At 68.8% G+C, this 19,774-nt stretch carries 12 protein-coding genes; 9 read left to right on the top strand and 3 right to left on the bottom strand.

Going from position 1 to position 19,774, the window contains the following annotated elements:
• Positions 1 to 48: 48 nt before the first annotated feature.
• Positions 49 to 1,107 carry a LacI family DNA-binding transcriptional regulator gene (locus BLV39_RS41855; protein ID WP_244895869.1) on the bottom strand — a complete coding sequence of 353 codons (1,059 nt, stop codon included), beginning with the start codon at positions 1,105 to 1,107 and terminating at the stop codon, positions 49 to 51.
• A gap of 207 nt (positions 1,108 to 1,314) precedes the next feature.
• On the opposite strand from BLV39_RS41855, the gene BLV39_RS41850 reads away from it, so the two are divergent.
• The 9 genes from BLV39_RS41850 (at position 1,315) to BLV39_RS41810 (ending at position 15,167) form a co-directional block, all read left to right on the top strand.
• Positions 1,315 to 2,187 carry a carbohydrate ABC transporter permease gene (locus BLV39_RS41850; protein ID WP_090805084.1) on the top strand — a complete coding sequence of 291 codons (873 nt, stop codon included), beginning with the start codon at positions 1,315 to 1,317 and terminating at the stop codon, positions 2,185 to 2,187.
• Positions 2,184 to 3,005, top strand: a complete 822-nt coding sequence (locus tag BLV39_RS41845) for a carbohydrate ABC transporter permease (protein WP_090805081.1) — start codon at positions 2,184 to 2,186, stop codon at positions 3,003 to 3,005. The genes BLV39_RS41850 and BLV39_RS41845 overlap by 4 nt, the downstream gene beginning before the upstream one ends.
• Positions 3,002 to 5,674: an alpha-L-rhamnosidase gene (locus BLV39_RS41840; RefSeq protein WP_090805078.1), complete on the top strand. Its 2,673-nt coding sequence runs from the start codon at positions 3,002 to 3,004 to the stop codon at positions 5,672 to 5,674. The genes BLV39_RS41845 and BLV39_RS41840 overlap by 4 nt, the downstream gene beginning before the upstream one ends.
• A 26-nt stretch (positions 5,675 to 5,700) precedes the next feature.
• Positions 5,701 to 6,969 (top strand): ABC transporter substrate-binding protein, encoded by a 1,269-nt coding sequence (locus tag BLV39_RS41835; RefSeq protein WP_090805076.1) that lies wholly within the window; start codon positions 5,701 to 5,703, stop codon positions 6,967 to 6,969.
• Between the two features lies 1 nt (position 6,970).
• Positions 6,971 to 8,185, top strand: coding sequence for a glycoside hydrolase family 1 protein (locus tag BLV39_RS41830; protein ID WP_090805073.1), 1,215 nt, complete (start codon positions 6,971 to 6,973; stop codon positions 8,183 to 8,185).
• A gap of 50 nt (positions 8,186 to 8,235) precedes the next feature.
• Positions 8,236 to 11,403 carry an alpha-L-rhamnosidase gene (locus BLV39_RS41825; protein ID WP_090805072.1) on the top strand — a complete coding sequence of 1,056 codons (3,168 nt, stop codon included), beginning with the start codon at positions 8,236 to 8,238 and terminating at the stop codon, positions 11,401 to 11,403.
• Positions 11,404 to 11,409: 6 nt separating this feature from the next.
• Positions 11,410 to 11,622 carry a helix-turn-helix domain-containing protein gene (locus BLV39_RS41820; protein ID WP_090805069.1) on the top strand — a complete coding sequence of 71 codons (213 nt, stop codon included), beginning with the start codon at positions 11,410 to 11,412 and terminating at the stop codon, positions 11,620 to 11,622.
• Positions 11,623 to 11,786: 164 nt separating this feature from the next.
• Entirely contained in the window at positions 11,787 to 13,817 is a 2,031-nt protein-coding gene (locus tag BLV39_RS41815) for an alpha-L-rhamnosidase-related protein (protein ID WP_176985364.1), read from the top strand.
• 102 nt (positions 13,818 to 13,919) lie between these two features.
• Positions 13,920 to 15,167: an MFS transporter gene (locus BLV39_RS41810; RefSeq protein WP_176985363.1), complete on the top strand. Its 1,248-nt coding sequence runs from the start codon at positions 13,920 to 13,922 to the stop codon at positions 15,165 to 15,167.
• A gap of 41 nt (positions 15,168 to 15,208) precedes the next feature.
• Here BLV39_RS41810 and BLV39_RS41805 read toward each other — a convergent pair whose 3' ends face one another.
• Positions 15,209 to 16,396, bottom strand: coding sequence for a ThuA domain-containing protein (locus tag BLV39_RS41805; protein ID WP_090805061.1), 1,188 nt, complete (start codon positions 16,394 to 16,396; stop codon positions 15,209 to 15,211).
• Between the two features lie 61 nt (positions 16,397 to 16,457).
• On the bottom strand, positions 16,458 to 19,319 hold the full coding sequence (locus BLV39_RS41800; RefSeq protein ID WP_090805058.1) for a carbohydrate-binding protein: 2,862 nt from the start codon (positions 19,317 to 19,319) through the stop codon (positions 16,458 to 16,460).
• Positions 19,320 to 19,774: the final 455 nt, after the last annotated feature.

Raw genomic sequence — 19,774 nt, 5'->3', positions numbered from 1 at the left:
CAGAGCAGCGACATCCCGCTACCTGGAAGGGTGGCGGTGGGGCGCCCCCTACCGCGCGGGTGGCGGTGCGGTGGTGTTGCGGACCACCAGGGTGGGGGAGAGCTTGACCTGGGCCGAGCGCCGCGTCCGGTCGGCGATGCGCTCCAGCAGCAGCCGGGCCGCGTCGGCGCCGATCTGCCAGCCGGCCTGGTCGACGCTGGTCAAGGACACCTGGCTGAAGGCGGCGAACGTGGTGTTGTCGTATCCGGCGACGGAGATGTCGCCGGGCACCGACAGCCCCGCCTCGGCCACCGCGTCGAGCACGCCCATCGCGGCGATGTCGGCGCCGGCGAAGATGGCTGTCGGCAGGCGCTTGCGGTTCAGGAGCTCGCGCGCACCGGTGTAACCGCCCTCGCGGGTGTAGGTCTTCGACGCGATGTCGATCTCGGCATCGAGGCCGTGGCCGCGCATCGCGAGCCGGTAGCCCTCCGCGCGGATCATGTTGGGCATCTCCTCGATGCACGACGGTTCGGTCTCGAGGTGCTCGATGTGCGCGATGCGGCGGTGGCCGAGGCCGACCAGGTGGTCGACGACCAGGGCGGCGCCGGCGATGTCGTCGTCGGCGACCGTGTCGAAGATGGTGCTGCGGGCGTGCCGGCCGACGATGACCGTCGGGATGATGCCGGCGATGTGTTCGAGGTGGGCTCGGGGTGACACCGGCGCGATGAGGATGATGCCGTCCATGCTGCGGTCGATCATCGACTCGATCGTCCTGGCCTCGGCGTGCTCGCCGGCGCAACCGGGTGCCAGCAGCACCTGGTAGTCGGTGTTGCCCAGCGAGGCGGTCACGCCGTTGAGGATCTCGGGGAAGAACGGGTTGGCGATGTCCGGGACCATCACACCCAGCGTGTACGTCTGGCCGCGTAACCCCCGTGCGGCGGCCGAGGGTCGGTAGCCGAGGTCGGCGATCGCCCGGTGCACCTTCTCGCGCATCGCCGGGCTGGTGCCGTAGGCGTTGCGCAACACTTTGGACACCGCGGTGGTCGAGACCTCGGCGTGCCGGGCGACGTCGATGATCGTGACCCGCCGTTGTGGTGTCGGGCGCGCCATGACCCACCTCTCCGTCATCCTCTGTAAAACGTTATCCAAGGGCGAGTCGATCGCCGGCTGTCCGCGTGAGGTTACGTACCAAGGCACTGCTCGACAAGACCCTTGACGTCGTTCCGGTGAACTTCTAGGGTCGGGCGAAACATTTGGGCAACGTTACCCACGACAGTGGTTGATCCTTACGCCCCCTGCTGGAGCCGCGTACCAAGGGATTGGCTGGCCTTCTGTATGAAACGTTCCAATGCGCCATGGTGGTTCGTCGTACCGGCGATGGTGCTGTTCGCGTTTGTCGTGCTCATTCCCAGCGTCCGTGGCGTCTACTACGCCTTCACCGACTGGGACGGCCTCGACCCGAGCTTCTCGTTCGTCGGCCTCGACAACTTCGTCGAGATGTTCCGGGATCCGGACGCGAAGCAGGCGATCTGGCACACCCTGCTGATCGCGGTCTCGATCACGATCATCCAGAACGGGTTCGGGCTGGCGCTCGCCCTCGGCGTCAACACGATGATCAAGTCTCGGAACGTCCTGCGGGTCTTCCTGTTCGCACCCGCGGTGATCACGCCGATCGTCACCGCGTACCTGTGGCGCAACCTGCTCTCCACGGACGGCGCGGTCAACAGCCTGTTCGGCGCCGTCGGGCTGGACTCCTGGCAGCAGAACTGGCTCGGCGACCCCGACCTGGCCCTCTGGTCGATCGTCGGCGTGATCGTCTGGCAGTTCGGCGGCTACTCCATGGTCATCTTCCTGGCCGGCATGCAGTCGATCCCGAAGGAGATCTACGACGCCGCGGCGATCGACGGCACCGGCCCGGTGCGCCGCTTCTGGTCGGTCACCCGGCCGCTGCTCGCACCCGCGTTCACGATCAACCTGATGCTCTCGATCATCGGCGGCATCAAGCTGTTCGACCAGGTGTACGCGCTGACCGGCGGGGGACCAGGGCACGCCACCGACACCCTCTCCACCCTGATCTACAAGGACGCGTTCACGCTCGGCGAGTTCGGCTACAGCATCGCCCTCGCCGTCGTACTCACCGTCATCGTCGCGGTCGCCTCCACCGGCCAGTACCTGGTGCTGGCGCGCAACGAAAGGGCGGCGTCATGAACCGCTACACGCGGCGTACGTTCAGCCTCGAACTGCTGATGGTCGCCATCGCGCTCGTCGTCGCCTTCCCGCTCTACGTCCTGGTCAACCTCGCTGTGCGGCCGCCGTCGGACACCTCGTCCCCGCTGCGCCCGACCCTGACGCCGACGTTGGACAACTTCACCCAGGCCTGGCAGCAGGGCGCGCTCGGGGGCGCCCTGGCCAACAGCGCCCTGGTCACCGTCGTCAGCGTGCTCATCGTCATCGCGATCTCGGCGCTGGCCGCGTACCCCCCGGCGAGGGTCACCGCGCGGTGGTCCCGCGGCGTCTTCCTGCTGATCATGCTCGGGCTGATGCTGCCGTTCCAGCTCGCCGCGCTGCCGCTCTACCAGACGATGCGCGACCTGCACCTGCTCGGCAGCGCGTGGGCACTGATCCTGTTCTACTCGGGTCTTCAGGTGCCGTTCACGACATTCCTCTACATCGGCTTCCTGCGCGCGCTGCCACGCGACTTCGAGGACGCGGCGTTCATCGACGGCTGCACCTCGTGGCAGGCATTCCGGCACGTCGTGTTCCCGATGCTCAAACCCATCACCGTCACGGCGATCGTCCTCAACGCGGTCAGCATCTGGAACGACTTCTTCACCCCGCTGCTGTACCTGTCCGGCAGCACCCAGCAGACCGTCCCCGTGGCCATCTCCGGCTTCGTCGGCCAGTACGTCTCCGACTGGAACCTGATCTTCGCCGCGCTGCTGATCAGCATGATCCCGATCCTCGTCGTCTATTTCGCGCTGCAGCGCAGCATCATCAACGGCTTCGCCGGAGGGCTCAAGGGATGACGAATCCGTACGGTCTGCGGACCGAGCACCGTGTCGAGCCACTCGGACTGGACGCCGACCGACCGCGGCTGTCCTGGAAGCTGCGTGCCGACCGCCGAGGCGCCGCGCAGAGCGCGTACCGGCTCACCGCTGCCGCGCGCCCGGCCGATCTGGACGACCCGCGTCGTCTGCTCTGGGACACCGGGCGCCGGGCTGCCGACGACTTCGAGCTGGCCTGGGACGGGCCGGCGCTGCAGTCGGCGACCCGTTACCACTGGCGGGTCGAGGTCTGGGACGAGCGCGGTGAGGGCCTGTCGGCGGGACAGAGCTGGTTCGAGACGGGTCTGTTGCACCCGAGCGACTGGTCAGCGGTGTGGATCGCCCGCGATCCGGCCGGTCTGCCGCTCGTGGACCCGCCGACCGACGACGACGAGCCCAGCCGGCCGGCGTTGCAGCTGCGCCGCGCGTTCGAGCTCGACCGCGTCCCCGTCCGCGGCCGCCTGTACGCCACCGCCCGCGGCGTCTACGAGCCCCGTCTCAACGGCCAGCGAGTCGGCGACCTCGAGCTCTCACCCGGCTGGACCGAGTACCACCACCGGATCCAGTACCAGACCTACGACGTCACCGACCTGCTCCGCGACGGCCGCAACGTGCTCGGCGCGGTCGTGGCCGACGGCTGGTGGTCCGGCTACCTGGGGTTCGACCCGCGCCGTCCCGCCCAGCACTACGGCGACCACCCCAGCTTCCTGGCACAGCTCGTCGTCGACTTCTCGGACGGCTCCCGGCAGGTGGTCGCCACCGACGCCGACTGGACCGAGCGACCCGGCGCCGTACGCTCCGCCGACCTGCTGATGGGTGAGCACGTCGACGCCCGCCTCGCGGTGCCGGACTGGGACGCGCCGCACGGTTCGGACGCCGGCTTCACCCGGGTCGCCGTCGACGACACCGACCCTGGCCCACTGGTCGCCGAGCCCGATCAGCCGATCCGCGTCATCCGCGACATCGCGCCGGTCGCCCTACATCCGCGGCCGACGGGCCGCACGATCGTCGACTTCGGACAGAACCTGGTCGGCCGGGTACGGCTCACTCTGCACGGCGCGTCAGCGGGCCAGCGGATCACCGTCCGGCACGCCGAGGTGCTCGACGACGGCGAGCTCTACCTGGACAACCTGCGCCGGGCCGACGCGACCGACACGTACGTGGCGGCCGGCAATGAAACCGAGGTCTTCGAACCCCGGTTCACGATCCACGGCTTCCGCTACGCCGAGATCGACAACCACCCCGGCGAGCTGGAGATCGTCGCCCGGGTGCTGCACAACGACACCCCGTTCGACGGGATGTTCGAATGCTCGGACCCGATGGTCAACCAACTCCAGTCCAACATCGCCTGGGGTCAGCGAGGCAACTTCGTCGCAGTCCCGACCGACTGCCCGCAACGCGACGAACGGCTCGGTTGGCTCGCCGACGCGCAGATCTTCACACCTACGGCAAGCCGCAACGCCGACGTGTCGGCGTTCCTCGCCCGCTGGCTGCGCGACGTCATCGACGGGCAGGACGCGGACGGAGCCTTCCGCGACGTCGCACCGGCCGTGTGGATAGCCCGCGAGGCCGCACCCGCGTGGGGCGACGCCGGGGTGATCATCCCGTGGCACCTGTGGCGGACCTACGGCGACCGCGTGGCGCTGGAACGCTCCTTCCCGTCGATGGTGGCCTGGGTCGACCGCATCCGCCGGCACAACCCGGACCTGCGCTGGCGCCACCGCACCGGCAACTCCTACGGCGACTGGCTCCAGGTCGACGCGGTGACACCGCGCGACGTGCTGTCGACCGCGTACTTCGCCCGCAGCGCCGAGATCGTCGCCGACGCGGCCGAGGTGCTCGGGCACCACGACATCGCGATCGAGTACCGGGGACTGCACGGCGCGATCCGGGCCGCGTTCATCGACTCGTACGTCGGTGACAACGGGACGGTCGAGGGCGGCACCCAGACCGCGTACCTGCTCGCCCTCGCCTTCGGGCTGCTGCCGTCGAACCTGGTGCGCGCCGCGGTCGACCAGTTGGCCGCCGACATCGAGAAACGTGACATCCGCCTGACCACCGGGTTCCTGGGCGTCGCCCTGCTCTGTCCGGTGTTGACCGAGCACGGCCGGGCGGACCTGGCGTACGCGTTGCTGCACCAGGAGGAGTTCCCGAGCTGGGGCTACTCCATCCGGCACGGCGCCACGACGATCTGGGAGCGCTGGGACGGCTGGACCGAGCACGGCGGATTCCAGTCGCCGGCGATGAACTCCTTCAACCACTACAGCCTCGGCAGCGTCGGCGACTGGCTCTACGGCCGCGTCGCCGGGATCGACCAGACCACCACCTCCATCGGCTACCGGGAGCTGCTGCTGCGGCCGGTTCCCGGCGGCCGGCTGAGCTGGGCCCGCGCCCAGCAGGAGACCGTGCGCGGCACCGTCGCGTGCGGCTGGTCGATCAAGAACGAGCGGATCACCGTGACCGCCACGGTCCCGCCCGGCAGCACCGCAATCCTCGAGATTCCCACCTCCGACCCGGCCAGCGTCACCGAAGGCGGCCAGCCGGCTGCCGAGCGGCCGGGCGTGCGCACAGTCCAGCCGTCAGCCGCGGGAGCAACAGTCGCGCTGACGTCGGGGCGCTACACCTTCAGCGCCGCGTATCAGGGCGCCTAGTCCCTCAAAACTCAGTGGGAGAACAGATGAAGAGATCGAAATTGGCGGCCCTGATCGCGGCGACCGTCTCCGCCACCCTGATGGCCGCCTGTAGCGGTGGCACCAACGCGGCCTCGGGCGACAAGGCCCAGGACAACACCCTGACCCTCGCATCCGTCGACCAGGGCTCCATCGAAGAGGTCGTCAAGGCTTTCGAGGCGAAGAACCCCGGCGTCAAGGTCAACTTCACGACCAGCGGCGCCGACCAGTACCAGCAGCAGATCCGCACCCAGCTCTCCTCGGGAACCGCGCCGGACGTCATGTCGGTGTGGCCCGGCAACGGCAACCCCGGCGCCACGTACGTGCTGTCCAAGCCCGGCTACCTGCTCGACCTGTCCGACCAGGCATGGGCGGCCAAGTACCCGGACGCGGTCAAGAGTGTCGCGCAGTACGACGGCAAGACCTACAACGCGATCTTCGGCCTCAACGGCATCGGCGCGGTCTACAACGAGGACGCCTTGACCAAGGCCGGACTCACCGCGCCCGAGACCTGGACGCAGATGATCGACTTCTGCAGGGCCGCCGCGGGCAAGGGCACGCCGGCGTTCGCGCTCGGCATCCAGGACAACTGGGTCACCCAGCTCGTCCTGTACGCCCTGGTCGCCACCACCGTCTACGCCGACGACCGCGACTTCGACAAGAAGATGCAGGGCGGACAGGCGACCTTCGCCAACTCGCCGTGGACCACGGCGATGGCCAAGTACCAGGACATGGACAAGGCCGGCTGCTTCCAGAAGAACCCGCTCGGCACCAGCTACGAAGCCAGCCAGCAGCTCGCCGCCACCGGCAAGACGCTGGGCCTGGTGCAGGGCAACTGGGTGATCGCACTGCTCAAGAAGCAGAACCCGAACGGCAAGTTCACCATCAAGCCGTTGCCGGCCACCGACAACCCGGCCAGCTTCGTGATGCCGGCGGCCGCCGGCGCCGGATACGGCGTCAACGCCAAGGCGAAGAACAAGGAGCTGGCGCTCAAGTTCGTCAACTTCGTCATGTCGCCGGAGGGCATGAACCTCTACGTCAAGCAGCAGGGTGGCGTGCCGGCCCTGGCCGACACCGGCTACGACCTGGACCCGTCGCTGACCGAGCTCGCCGATTTCATCAACAAGAACCGCACGGTGCCGTTCATGGACCAGCTCTGGCCCAACGCCAAGGTCCAGCAGACGATGCTGAGCGGCCTGCAGGAGATCTTCAGCAAGCAGTCCACACCAGACAAGGTGCTGGCCGCGATGGACACCGACTACCAGGCCGGCTCCTGACGTGACCGACGCTGACTTCCCCGCCGACTTCCGCTGGGGCGCCGCGACCGCGGCGCACCAGGTGGAGGGCGGCAACGTCAACAGCGACTGGTGGGACTTCGAGCACGATCCCGGGTCGGCGGCCGTCGAGTCGTCCGGGGACGCGATCGACCACTACCACCGGTACGCCGGAGACTTCGCGTTGCTGCGCTCGCTCGGCCACAACACCCACCGGCTCTCGGTGGAGTGGTCGCGCATCGAGCCGGCGGCGGGGGAGTTCAGCACGGCCGCGTTGGCCCACTACCGGCGGGTGCTCACCGCCCTGGTCGGCGCGGGCCTGACACCCTTCGTCACGCTGCACCACTTCACCCTGCCGCGGTGGTTCGCCGCGCGCGGCGGGTGGCTGGCCCCGGACGCCGTCGACCGGTTCGGCGCGTACTGCCGACAGGTCGGCGCGGCGCTCGGCGACCTGATGCCCTACGTGTGCACCGTCAACGAGCCGCAAATGTTGGCACTGCACGGCTATCTCGAGGGCTACCACCCGCCCGGGCTCACCAATCCCGTGCTGTGGAAGCGGGTCGGCGGCGTGTTGCTCGACGCCCACCGTCGCGCGGTCCGGGCCATGCGCGAGACGTCGCCCACCTCCAGCACGGGCCTGTGCGTGCAGATCCCTTCGCTCGCACCGATCCGCGACGAACCCGCCTGCCACGCCTTGTACGAGCTCATGCAACACGAGCTCGTCGACCGATACCTCGACGGGGTCACCGGTGACTGGCTCGGCGTGCAGTACTACCGCAAGCAATGGGTCGGCCCGGCGTCGCCGACGTACTTCGCGGCGCCACCGCCGGACTTCCCGCTCACGCAGCTGGGATGGGCGGTCTACCCCGACGGGCTGCGGCAGGTGCTGCACCACGCCGCCCAGCGGACCGGGTTGCCGCTGTACGTCACCGAGAACGGCATCGCCACCACCGACGACCAGGAACGGGTCGACTACCTGGACGGCCACCTCGCCGCGGTCGCCGCGGCCCGTGCCGAGGGCGTCGACGTGCGCGGTTACCTGCACTGGTCGGCGTTCGACAACTTCGAGTGGAGCGAGGGATACCGACCGACGTTCGGCCTGGTGGCCGTCGATCGGACCCGCGACTTCGCGCGCGTACCCAGGCCCAGCGCGTACGCGTTCGGCCGGGTCGCGGCCTCTGGACGGCTTGCCGCCCTGCGCGAGCCGAGCACCACCTGACTGCGAGGAAGGGAGAACGGGTGCCAACCAAAAGACGCACGGCGACCTCGATGATAGGCGGGTTCCTGGCCTTGACTCTCGTGGCGCCCCCGTTCACGACGGGGGCGTCCGCGCACGCGAACTCGGGGGGCGACGTCGAGGTCGTCAACCTCGCCGTCGACGGCCGCTACGACTCGCCCAGCGGTCTGGACAACCAGCGGCCGACCTTGAGCTGGCAGATCACGCAGACCCGGCGCGCCGCTTCGCACCCCTGCTACCGCCCCCACGCGAAGGTCGCCTGCCCCGGCGACCGGCAGACCGGCTACGAGATCCAGGCCGCGGCTGACGCCGGCAAGCTCGAGGCCGGCGAGCTGATCTGGTCCTCGGGCAAGGTCAGCAGTGCCGAACAGCGCGCCGTCTTCGGCCGGACCCTGCGTTCGCGTGACACCGTGGCCTGGCGCGTGCGGGTCTGGGACGCGGGTAAGCGGCCCTCGGACTGGTCGCAGCCGGCGACCTGGTCGGCTGGCCTGCTCCAGCAGAGCGACTGGGGCGACGCCCGGTGGATCGACTACCCCGACCGCGCCGAGAACCAGCCGCTGCCGATCTTCGCCCGTCAGTTCTCCGTGCCGCGCGGCAAGAAGGTCGCCGACGCCCGGCTCTACCTCTCCGGCGTCGGCCTGCACCACGCGACCGTCAACGGCCGCGAGGTGACCGACGAGGTCTTGGCGCCGGGCAACTCCAACTACCAGCTCTCCAGCGAGTACCGCACCTATGACGTGACCAAGGCGCTGCGCGACGGCGCCAACACGGTCGGCGTCGAGCTCGGCAACGGCACCGCGTACGTGCGGCGCAGCGTCACCAACCCCGCGGTGGGGCGGACCTCGCCGTACTCGTGGTGGCAGAGCCAGCTCAAGGGCAACGGGTTGCTCGCCGCCGACGCACCCGGCGGTGCGACCATCGTCAAGGTCGACAGCGTCACCGGCTACCACGTCGGCGGGACGGTCAACGTCGACACCGGTGGCGGCGGGGACCGCCTGGAGTCGCGCACGATCACCGCGATCGGGACCGCCGGCGTCGACGGCACCGGCATCACCTTCACTCCCGCGCTCGCGACCGCACACGCCGCCGGCGTGAAGGTGACCGGGTCGGGCAACAACATCGCCGCCAGCGACGCCTCGGCCGGCGCCGCCGTCACGCCGCGGTTCATCGGCCGGCTGGAGGTCACGTACCGCGACGGCAGCCGCTCGCAGATCGTCACCGACCGGTCGTGGCGCGCGGCGCTCGGTCCGCTGGTCACCGACGCCTGGTACTCCGGTGCCGACTACGACGCCCGCCGCGAGCAGCCGGGCTGGAACGAGGCCGGATCTGACCTCGGCCCGACGGCGCGACGCAGAGACGGCACTGCCACGGAGTGGGTCAGCGCGGGCATCGCTCCGCCCCCGAACCTGGCGACGCGGCTGATCGCCCGCGCGGCTGAGCCGGTCGTAGAGCAGGAGCGGTTCAAGCCTGTCTCCGTGACCAACCCCGTGCCCGGGACCTGGGTGTTCGACTTCGGTCAGAACATCGTCGGCTGGCCCGAGCTGCACCTGCGCGACCTGCCGGCGGGCACCACCGTCAAGGTGGCACCGGCCGAGTCGTTGAACCCCGACGGCACGGTCAACCAGAGCTCACTCGGTCCTGGCGGCCGCGGCGCCGACCTGTTCAACACCTACACCACCTACGGCGCGCGCAAGAGCGAGTCGTGGCACCCACGGTTCAACTACTTCGGCATGCAGTGGGTTCAGGTCACCGGTCTGCCGGAGGGCTTCGTGCCGACCCGCGATCTGGTCACCGGCGTCCGGCTGCAGGCGGACACCCCGACCGCCAGCGAGTTCACCACGTCCAACGCGCGGATCAACCGGATCCACAAGATGGCGCGGTACTCGTTCGCCGGCAACATGATGTCGGTCTTCACCGACTGCCCCGGCCGGGAGAAGCTGTCCTACCCGGCCGACTACACGATGCCGATGGGCTCCATCCACCGCAGTTACGAGCTGGGCGCCTTCATGCGCACCTCGATGCACCACCTCGTCGAAGGACAGTCGGTCGCCGACACCCCGATGGCCGGCAACGTGGCCCTGAAGACCCCCGTGTACGACTGGGGCTACACCGGCCGGTTCGGCGACGAGATCAACTGGGGCAACGCCATCATCCTCGTGCCGGCGATGCTGTACGAGCTGTACGGCGACACCCAGACGATGGCGACCTACTACGACCAGATGACCAAGTTCGTCGACTACATCCAGCGCCAGAAGGTCGGCACCGGCGAGAACGCGCACATCGTCGACGCCGCCTTGACCGACTGGGTGTCGGCGGAGGACACCTCGGGCCGGATCACCGGCACGTGGGGCTACTACACGATGATCACCAAGATGGCGATGATGGCCGGGCTCACCGGGCACACCGCCGACGCGGCGGAGTACACGGCGCTGGCCGCGCAGATCAAGGACGCCTTCAACGGCGCCTTCTTCAACGACACGCTCGGCTACTACACCGCCACCGGCAACGCCGGCGCTGCCGGCGCGACCCAGTCGGCTCAGGCGCTGGCTCTCGACGCGGGCCTGGTGCCGCCGGACAAGCGTGCGGGCGTGCTCGACTACCTGGTCGCGAACGTGTACGCGTTCCACCCCGAAGGCGACGGCCCGCATTTCAGTGGCGGCACCATCGGAATGTCGCCGACCGTGCGCAGCCTCGCCGCGGCCGGTCGCGACGACGTCCTCTGGGACCTGCTCCAGGAGGACGACTACCCCAGCTACGGCTACTTCATGGCGTCCACGCCCGAGAACCCCGGTGGCTTCACCACCATCGGCGAGCGCTGGACCCGCGGCAGCTCGAAGAACCACATGATCCTCGCCCAGATCGAGGAGTGGTTCCAGAGCGGTGTGGCCGGCATCCGGTCGGCTCCGGACGCGGTCGCCTACGACAAGCTGGTGATCGCGCCGAAGGCGGTCGGGGACCTCACGTACGCCAAGGGCAGCTACAAGACGCCCAAGGGTTTCGCCCGCAGCGCGTGGACGAAGTCCGACCGGCGATTCGAGCTGAAGGTCACCGTGCCGACGAACACCACGGCGGAGGTATGGGTGCCCACCGGCGACGGGCAGTCCGTCCGCACGCCGGCGCGGGCCCAGCGGGTGCGGGTCGACGGTGGCTACACCGTCTTCACTGTCCCTTCCGGGCAGTTCACGTTCACGGCTGTATAAGCGGAGGTGACCTCCGCGCCGGACCAGCCAGCCCTGGACGACGATGCCCTCGCCGTCCTGCGCCTGCTCGCGCAGGGGCTGTCGGTCGACGCCGTCGCCGTGCGCCTGGGAGTCTCCGGGCGCACGGTCCGGCGGCGCAGCCGGGCCATCTGCGATCGACTCAACGTGCCGGCTCCCATCGCCGCCGCGGTATGGGCTGCCCGGCGCGGGCTCCTATGATCACATCGTCGATCCACTAAGGACAAAGGCGTCCACATTGGTGTGGCCTGATGCGGACACCGGTATTGACGGGGCGACATCGACCGCTGACTCTGTCATTTACAAGGAGTGATGAAACGTTTCATCAAGCGCCCGCTTTGCGGATGTGGACCCGAGGAGAATCCGTGCAGGAACTCAGCACCAGACCCAGCGGCCGCCGACGGCGCAGAACCATCGTCGCGGGGCTCACCAGCGCCGTCACACTCGCGGCGACCGCCATCGCGGTCGTCACGGCGGCGGCACCCGCCGCGGCCGCACTGCCGACCTGGCCGGCCAACCCCAACTGGCAGAGCCTCGTCCCGGGACCGACGAGCGACAACGTCCGACCGGTCGCCATCACCAGGACCGCCGGCACCGTGACCAACGCCGCGGCGCTGGCCGTCGGAGGCAGCGGCTCGACCGTCCTGACCAGGCCGTCGTCCGGTGGTCGCTCGGCGGTGGTGGTGCTGGACTTCGGCAAGGTGGTGGGTGGCACCCCGTACATCACCGTGTCCAGCACGTCGTCGTCCTCGCAGTCCGTGCGGGTATCCACCAGTGAGGCCCTGCCGTTCCTGACGAACTCCAGCGGCGCCTACGTCAACGACAACGGGTCGCAGATCACGTTCTCCGTCAACGGGGCGCGGACGTACACCGGCGCGTTGCGGGGTGGGTTCCGGTTCGCGGCGGTCGAGCTGACCACCGCCGGCAGCGTCACGCTCACCGCGGCCGGAGTGAACTTCAAGGCCTACCGGGCCGGCGCCGACCGCTATCAGGGCTGGTTCATGTCCAGCGACAACCAGCTCAACCGGATCTGGTACGCGGGCGCGTACACCGCGCAGATGGACATGGTCCCCACGGGCGTCGCATCGTGCTTCAACGTGCCGGTCATCTTCGACGGCGCGAAGCGGGACCGGGCCATCTGGTCCGGCGACCTCATGATCACGAACCCGGTGATGATGCTGTCGATCGGGACCAACGGTGTCCCGTACATCAAAGGCTCGATCAACAGCATCACCAACCTGCAAGCCTCCAACGGACGCTTGACCAGCGCCGTCGGATTCCGGGGCTGCGGCGCCTTCGACTACGCCGTCACCTATTCCGCGTACTCGGCCATCCTCGCCATCCAGTACTACCGCTACAGCAACGACACCGCCTACATCAACGGCCTGCGTTCCCGGCTCGAGGCCGCGACCGCCTACCACGCCACCCGGGTCAACGCGAACGGCCTCGTGGTCACCAACGACAACGACTACTGGCAGACCCGCCAGGACGGTGAGGTCACGGAGTACAACCTCGCCTACTACGAGCTGCTGCAGAACATGATCTGGATGGAGAGCCGCGTCGGCACGGCGGTCCGGGTCACCGAGTACACCAACAAGGCGGCAGCGCTCAAGACTGCCATCAACGCGCGGCTGTGGAACGCGTCCGCCGGCCGCTACCAACACACCAACACCCGTGCCAGCGTCTACCCGCTGGACGCGAACATGAACGCGATCCGCCTCGGTGTCGCGCCGGCGGACCGCGTGCAGAGCATCCTGACCTACTTCCGCAACGGATGGCAGGCGCACGGCAGCCCGATCTCGCAGCCCTCGCCGAGCATGGCCGACCCGTACGGACACACCATCGAACCGCTCAACAACACCTGGGAGCTGATGGCCCGGTTCGAGAGCGAGGACTCCGCCGGCGCGCTCGAGCTGATGCGCCGGCTCTGGGGTCTGCAGGTCGACCCCAACAGTGGCTACTACACCGGCACCTTCTGGGAGTTCGTCAACAGCAACGGCCTGCCGGGCCGCGGTTTTGACAGCCTCGCCCACGCGTGGGGCGCCGGTCCGACCCAGGTCCTCACCGAGTCCCTGCTCGGGGCGACCGCGGTGAACCCGGGCTACTCCACCTGGCAGGTCAAGCCCCGCCAGGGCGACGTCACCTGGGCGCAGGGCCAGGTGCCGACGCCGTCCGGTGCCCTCACCGTGCGGTGGGCACAGGACGCGACCGGCCAGTTCCACCTCCAGGTCGGGTCACCCTCGGGCACGGGCGGTGAGGTCTGGGTGCCGCTGGCCAACACGACCACCAGCACCAGCACCGCCATCACCTCGGGTGCGACCTTCCTGCGGCGCAGCGGTCGCTATGACGTCTACCGCGTCGGTGCCGGCACCTTCGAGTTCGGCTCGGCGCCGTAGCAGATCGGGCCACCGAGTCGTTCGTCCGCCCGGGCGGCTCGGTGGCCTGTTGCTGGGAAACCCGTTTGATCCATCCGTTGTGTACTGGCAGCGTGGCCGCTCGTGTCCGAAGCAGATGTGACGGCGGCGCCCTCGCGCGTCGGCGTCGCGCCGCAACGGCCGCTTCGCTCGCGCGCGTTCCGGTGGTTCTTCGCCGGCCGCTCGATCTCCATGATCGGCAGTTTCATGTCGCCGGTCGCCTTGGCCTTCGGGGTCCTGGAGCTCACCGACAGCGCGGCCTCGCTGTCCGCGGTGCTCGCCGCCGCCTTGGTCCCGATGGTCGCGACCATGCTCATCGGCGGTGGCATCGCCGACCGCTACCGCCGTGACACCGTGTTGCGGCTGACGAGCCTCGGTGCGGGCCTGTCCCAGAGCGGCGTGGCGGTCCTGCTGCTCACCGACCGGCATCCGGCGTTGCTGCTGCCGCTTTCCGCGTTGAACGGTGTCTTCCAAGGGCTGACCACACCCGCACTGCGCGGCATCCTGTCGAACCTGACCGTCGGGCGTGGTCTCCAGCAGGCCAGCTCCCTGCTGGCCTCGGCCGGGAACACCGCCCGGATCGTCGGCCCGACCACGGCCGGCCTGTTGACCGCCTCCGTCGGTGGCGGCTGGGCGATCGCCGTGGACGCGGCTTCGTTCGTACTCGCGGCCGCGTGCTTCGCCCGGATCTCGCTGCCCGATCTACCACCGCGCGCCAAGGGCGCCCCGACGATGCTCGCCGAGATGCGGGAAGGCTGGACCTACTTCCGGTCGCAACGCTGGATCTGGTCGGTGACGCTGGCGTTCGCGGTCTTCAACGCCACCAACATGGGCTTCTGGCAGATCCTCGGCCCGGTGATCGCGAACGACACGATCGGCCCCACCGGCTGGGGCGTGGTGCTCAGCGCCCGTGGAGTCGGAGCGTTGCTGGCCAGCGTGGTCCTGGTGAAGGTGCGGCTGACGCGGCGGCCGATGAGGCCGGCCCTGTCCTCGATGGCGCTGGCGACCCTGCCGCTCATTCTGCTCGGCGCCGGCGCCGACCTTCCCTGGCTGGTGGCGACGTTCGTGGCCGGAGTAGCCGCCGAGTTCTTCACCGTCGTCTGGGAGACCGTCAACAACACCCACATCCCCGAACGGCTGCTCTCCCGGGTCGGCGCGCACGACGAGTTCTGGTCGTCGCTGTCGTTCCCCCTCGGCCAGTTGGTCGCGCCGGCCCTCGCGGCGGCGGTCGGAACGGCGGCGGTTGCGTTGACCGGCGGCGGCGTGGCAGCGGCGGCAATGCTGCTGACGGCGTGTGTGCCGGCGCTTCAGCGGATCGAGATCGGAAAATGAGCGCGCCAAGCGTTCGCTCCGCGCGCTCACCAACCCTTTGGTCAGGACTTGACGAACACGAACTGGTCGAGGTCGAACGGGCTGCCGGAACCGGTGAACGTGAGATAGACGTTCGCGCTTCCGGTGGGCACCCCTGTCAGGTTCGTGGTGACGGTGGCGTAGTTGTTCCAGCCACCTGTGTTGGCGACGGCGACGGATCCCAGGATCGGCCCGGACTGCGAGCCCGTGCGGACCTGGAGCGTGCCGCCGTTGCCGCCCGAGGAGACCCGAGCCTGCAGCGAGCGGCTGCCCGCCACGTTGATGTTGTTGTACGCGGCCCAGTCACCGGGCGCGATGTACCCGAGCCGCTGACCACCGACCGCGCCGGAGTTCGCCACGACCTGCACGCCGCCCTGGGCATTGAACGCCTCGGCCTGGACGGTGACATTGGTCCCGCCGGTCGGCGGCGGTGTCGTCGGCGGCGTGGTGGGGCCGGGTGCGCAGTTCGCGTCGACGCGGCGGGCGGTGTAGCGAATGCCGCCGAGGAGCACGGCCCGGAAGTTGGCCTCCGCGTACGACGCCTGCGTGTGGCCCATCCCGGTGTAGAACGACCGGCCGCCGGAGTATTCCTTGCACCAGGTGATCGGGTGGTCGCCGTTCATGGTGCCGCCGCTGTACGAGGACTCGTTGAGCGAGGCCAGGACACGCGCGCTCGAGCGGGGGTTGGTCCGGTAGTTGTACCACTCGTCGAATCGCACGACGGTGGCCGGCAGACCGGCTGTCGCCGGGTGGGTGCGGTCCTCGAACGTGATGGTGGCGTTCTGCTGCGCGGGGTGGGACAGGAACCACGCGCCCACGAGGTTGCCGTAGAACGGCCACGAGTACTCCGTGTCGGCGGCGGCGTGCACGCCCACGTACCCGCCACCGGCGGCGATGTAGGACTGGAAGGCGGTCTGCTGTGCCGCGTTGAGGACGTCGCCGGTCGTGTTGAGGAAGACGACCGTTTCGTACTGCGCCAGGTTCGTGGTGGTGAACGCCGCCGCGTTCTCGGTGGCGGTGACGGTGAAGCTGTTGGCGGCGCCCAACGTCTGGATGGTCGAGATCCCGACCGCGATCGAGTCGTGCCGGAATCCGGCGGTCTTGGAGAAGACCAGCACCTCGTACGGCGTGTCGGCCGCCTGTGCGGAGACGGCGGTGAAGGAGAGCCCGGCGAGCAGGGATAGGGCGATTGCAAGGGCTAGTTTGCGCATGTCGGCTCCAGGTCAGCTGGGACGCTCCGGCCCGGCGCCGATCCGGGCCGGAGCGCGTCTGTCATGGCTTGACGAAGGTGAGCTGGTCGAGGTCGAACCCTGAGCTGGTGAAGGTCAGGTAGACGTTCGCCGTGCCGGCCGGCACCCCGGCCAGCGAGGTGGTCACCGTGCTGAAGGTGTCGTAGCTGCCGGTGCTGGACAGGGACACCGAACCGATGATCGGTCCTGTGGTCGAGCCGGTCCGGACCTGGAAGGTGCCCGTGCCGGTGCCCGAGTACCTCGTGGTCAGTGAGGTCGCTCCACCGATGTTCACGTTGTTGTACGCGGCCCAGTCGCCGGAGACGATGTAGCCGGCCGTCTGGCCACCGACGGCCGCGGTGTGGTTCGCGACCTGCACGCCGCTCTGCGAGCTGAACGCCTCACCCTGGACCGTGACGTTGCCACCACCGGTCGATCCCGTCGGGAAGGCGAACGAGTCGACGTAGAAGATGTTGTTGGTGCCGGACGGACCCGTGAAGACGAGGTAGAGGGTGGTCGGAGCCGAGGGAAGGTTCGTGAGGTTCGCGGTCACGTCCGTGTAGGTCGTGGCGCTGCCGGTGCTCGGCACCGTCAGCGTGCCCAGTAGCGTGCCGGTCGCCGAACCGGCGCGTACCTGGATCGTGCGGGCGGTGCCACCCGTGGCGGCCCGAGCGACCCGCGCGGTGATCGAGGTAGCGGTCGAGAGCCCGTACGGGGTGAACGCGACCCAGTCGCCGTTGTTGATGCTGCCGACGCTCTGGCCGCCCTGGGCCTGGGTCTGGTTGACGATCGCGACGCCGGACATCGAGGAGAAGTGCTCGGCCTGTCGGGCGCGTGGCTGCAGCGTCACCTGCGCGGTGCCGGTGAGGCCGCCGTTGTCGGTGTAGGTCGCGGCGAGGAGGCCGAAGAGGTTCTCCGAGGTGTCGTGCTCGCCGTCGATCGGAGTGACCATGGTGCCCGAGCAGCCGGTCTGGGAGGTGATCGGATGGCCGTGCGTGTCATGGCCGAGCACGTAGTTCACCGTGACCCGGCCGCAGTCGATCGTGCCGTCCTCGGGGTCGGTCACGGTAACGGTGTAGGGCACCGAGTCGCCGAACGAGAACAGCCGTCCATTGGTCGGTGTGGTGAAGGTCAGCGTGGGTGCGGTGTTGCCGACCCGGACGATGACGTTGGCGGTGCCGGTGGCGCCCTGCGGATCCCGCACGGTCAGCGTCGCGGTGTAGGTGCCGTTCGTCGTGTACGTCTTGGACGGGTTGGCCGCCGTGGACGTGGTGCCGTCGCCGAATGCCCACGAGTACGTGATCGCGGTGCCGTCGGGGTCGGTGCTTCCCGCGGACGAGAAGGTCACGGGTAGCGGCGCCGACCCCGAGGTGGGTGAGCCGGTCGCGACCGCGATCGGTGCCCGGTTGCCTCCCGTGCCGACGTAGTCGATGCGGTAGACGGCCGAGTTGGCATCGCCGCCGAACCAGCCGAGCCCGTAGTCGAGCACGTAGAATGATCCGTCGGCGCCGAACGTCATATCCATGATCTGGGTGCCGGACCAGGGGAACGTGTCGATCGTGCCTCTGGAGCCGTCTGCGTTGACCGCGATCGGTTTGATCCAGCGACGGCCGAACTCGCCGGCGAAGAACTGGCCGTCCAGCGACTGGGGGAACTTGGTCGTCAACGGATTGGCCGCGTTGTAGCGGTAGACCGGCCCGGCCATGGGGGACTCGGATCCGGAGCCGAACTCGCTCGGGCTGCCGGCGTCACCGGCGTAGCGGATCCAGGCCGGGCGTGCCGCGGGCAGGGTCGTCAGGCCGGTGTTGTTCGGACTGTTGTTGGTCGCGCCGGCCGCGCAGGCGAACTTGGCGCCGCTGGCATTGGTCGCGAAGTTGAAGTCGTTGTAGGTCTCCGTGGTGGTGTTGGTGCCGGTGCAGTACGGCCAGCCGTAGTTGCCGGGCGACGTGACGCGGTCGAACTCGACCTGACCGCTCGGCCCACGGGTCGAGCTCGTCGAGCCGGCGTCGGGGCCGTAGTCGCCCACGTAGACGATGCCGGTAGGCCGGTCGACGCTCATCCGGAACGGGTTGCGGAACCCCATCGCGTAGATCTCCGGCCGCGTGCTCGCCGTGCCAGGAGCGAACAGGTTGCCGGACGGAATCGTGTAACCGCCCGCCGCGGTCGGTGTGATGCGCAGGATCTTGCCGCGCAGGTCGTTCGTGTTGCCGGAGCTCCGCTGAGCGTCGTAGGCCGGGTTCCGGTCGCTGCGCTCGTCGATCGGCGCATATCCACTCGACGCGTTCGGGTTCGTGTCGTCGCCGGTGGACAGGTAAAGATTGCCTGCGGCGTCGAAGTCGATGTCACCGCCGACGTGACAACAAAGGCCCCGACTCGTGGCCACCGTCAGCGTGACCACTTCGCTGGCCATGTTGATGGTGAAGTCGGTGTTCAGGGTGAACCGGGAGAGCCGGTTGACCCCGGCCCACGTCGACCACGTGCTCGCCGTGCCGGTATTCGGCGCATCCCCCGACGGCGTCGAGAGCGGCGGTGCGTAGTACAGGAAGATCTGCCGGTTGGATTGGAAGTTGGGCGAGGCCCCGATGCCCTGAAGGCCCTCTTCGTCGTGGGAGTACACGGGGATCGTTCCGATCACCGCGGTGTTCCCGTTGACGTCCGTGCGGCGGACCACGCCGTTTCGCGCGGTGTGCAGCACGGAGCGGTCGGGCAGAACGGTCAGCGACATCGGCTCGCCGACCTCGGCCACGCCCCGGGCGAGGGTGACCTGCTGATAGTCGGCGGGAGGGACCGCCGCGGCCGTCCCTCCCGTGCTCAGGACGGCGGCACTGATGCTCACGACCAGAACGGCGGCCGCTCCGCCTCGAATTAAACGTTTCAAAGACGGTGGTGGATGTATCTCGGGCATGGCGACACGATCCCTTCGGGGGGTGGGAACGCGAGAGTCAGAGATGTTGCGCGCTCGAACGCATTCGCAACAGGTGACGGGTGGTCGCCGATCCAGCCGATCGCCAGTGCTTGGAGCGGAATCCTAATTTGCGGACACCAATCTGTCCAGAAGTTTCGATAACCCAATAGGGAGTATTAGCAGGTGGCGATTCCGTGGTGTCTTTTAGGTGGATCCCGGTCGGTTTTCGTTTGGCCTGATGCGGCCAATTCACAAACGCGATCGAAAGACCCGGAAAATTGGTTGATCCTTCGAGGCCATCGTCCAGGAGGGGGAGTTTGAGTCGGCCAGTCACCGACACGAAGAAGGCATGGTCGGAGCGGGACTCGCGCTTCGAATGGGCGGCGCGTCGGGCCGGGCAGCCAGGGCCGTCGTCCGGCGGGCTCTCACGCTAGTTTGCTCGGATGAGTCTTCTC

Source organism: Asanoa ishikariensis (assembly GCF_900107455.1).
GTDB lineage: Bacteria > Actinomycetota > Actinomycetes > Mycobacteriales > Micromonosporaceae > Asanoa > Asanoa ishikariensis.
This window is presented reverse-complemented; position numbering and strand designations above follow the sequence as displayed.

What these genes read in the sequence shown, in the direction of transcription:
- BLV39_RS41835 (WP_090805076.1), top strand. Translation starts at nt 5,701, where the DNA reads ATGAAGAGATCGAAATTGGCGGCCCTGATCGCGGCGACCGTCTCCGCC.
- BLV39_RS41825 (WP_090805072.1), top strand. Translation starts at nt 8,236, where the DNA reads ATGATAGGCGGGTTCCTGGCCTTGACTCTCGTGGCGCCCCCGTTCACG.
- BLV39_RS41855 (WP_244895869.1), bottom strand. Translation starts at nt 1,107, where the DNA reads ATGACGGAGAGGTGGGTCATGGCGCGCCCGACACCACAACGGCGGGTC.
- BLV39_RS41805 (WP_090805061.1), bottom strand. Translation starts at nt 16,396, where the DNA reads ATGCGCAAACTAGCCCTTGCAATCGCCCTATCCCTGCTCGCCGGGCTC.
- BLV39_RS41840 (WP_090805078.1), top strand. Translation starts at nt 3,002, where the DNA reads ATGACGAATCCGTACGGTCTGCGGACCGAGCACCGTGTCGAGCCACTC.
- BLV39_RS41850 (WP_090805084.1), top strand. Translation starts at nt 1,315, where the DNA reads ATGAAACGTTCCAATGCGCCATGGTGGTTCGTCGTACCGGCGATGGTG.
- BLV39_RS41800 (WP_090805058.1), bottom strand. Translation starts at nt 19,319, where the DNA reads ATGCCCGAGATACATCCACCACCGTCTTTGAAACGTTTAATTCGAGGC.
- BLV39_RS41845 (WP_090805081.1), top strand. Translation starts at nt 2,184, where the DNA reads ATGAACCGCTACACGCGGCGTACGTTCAGCCTCGAACTGCTGATGGTC.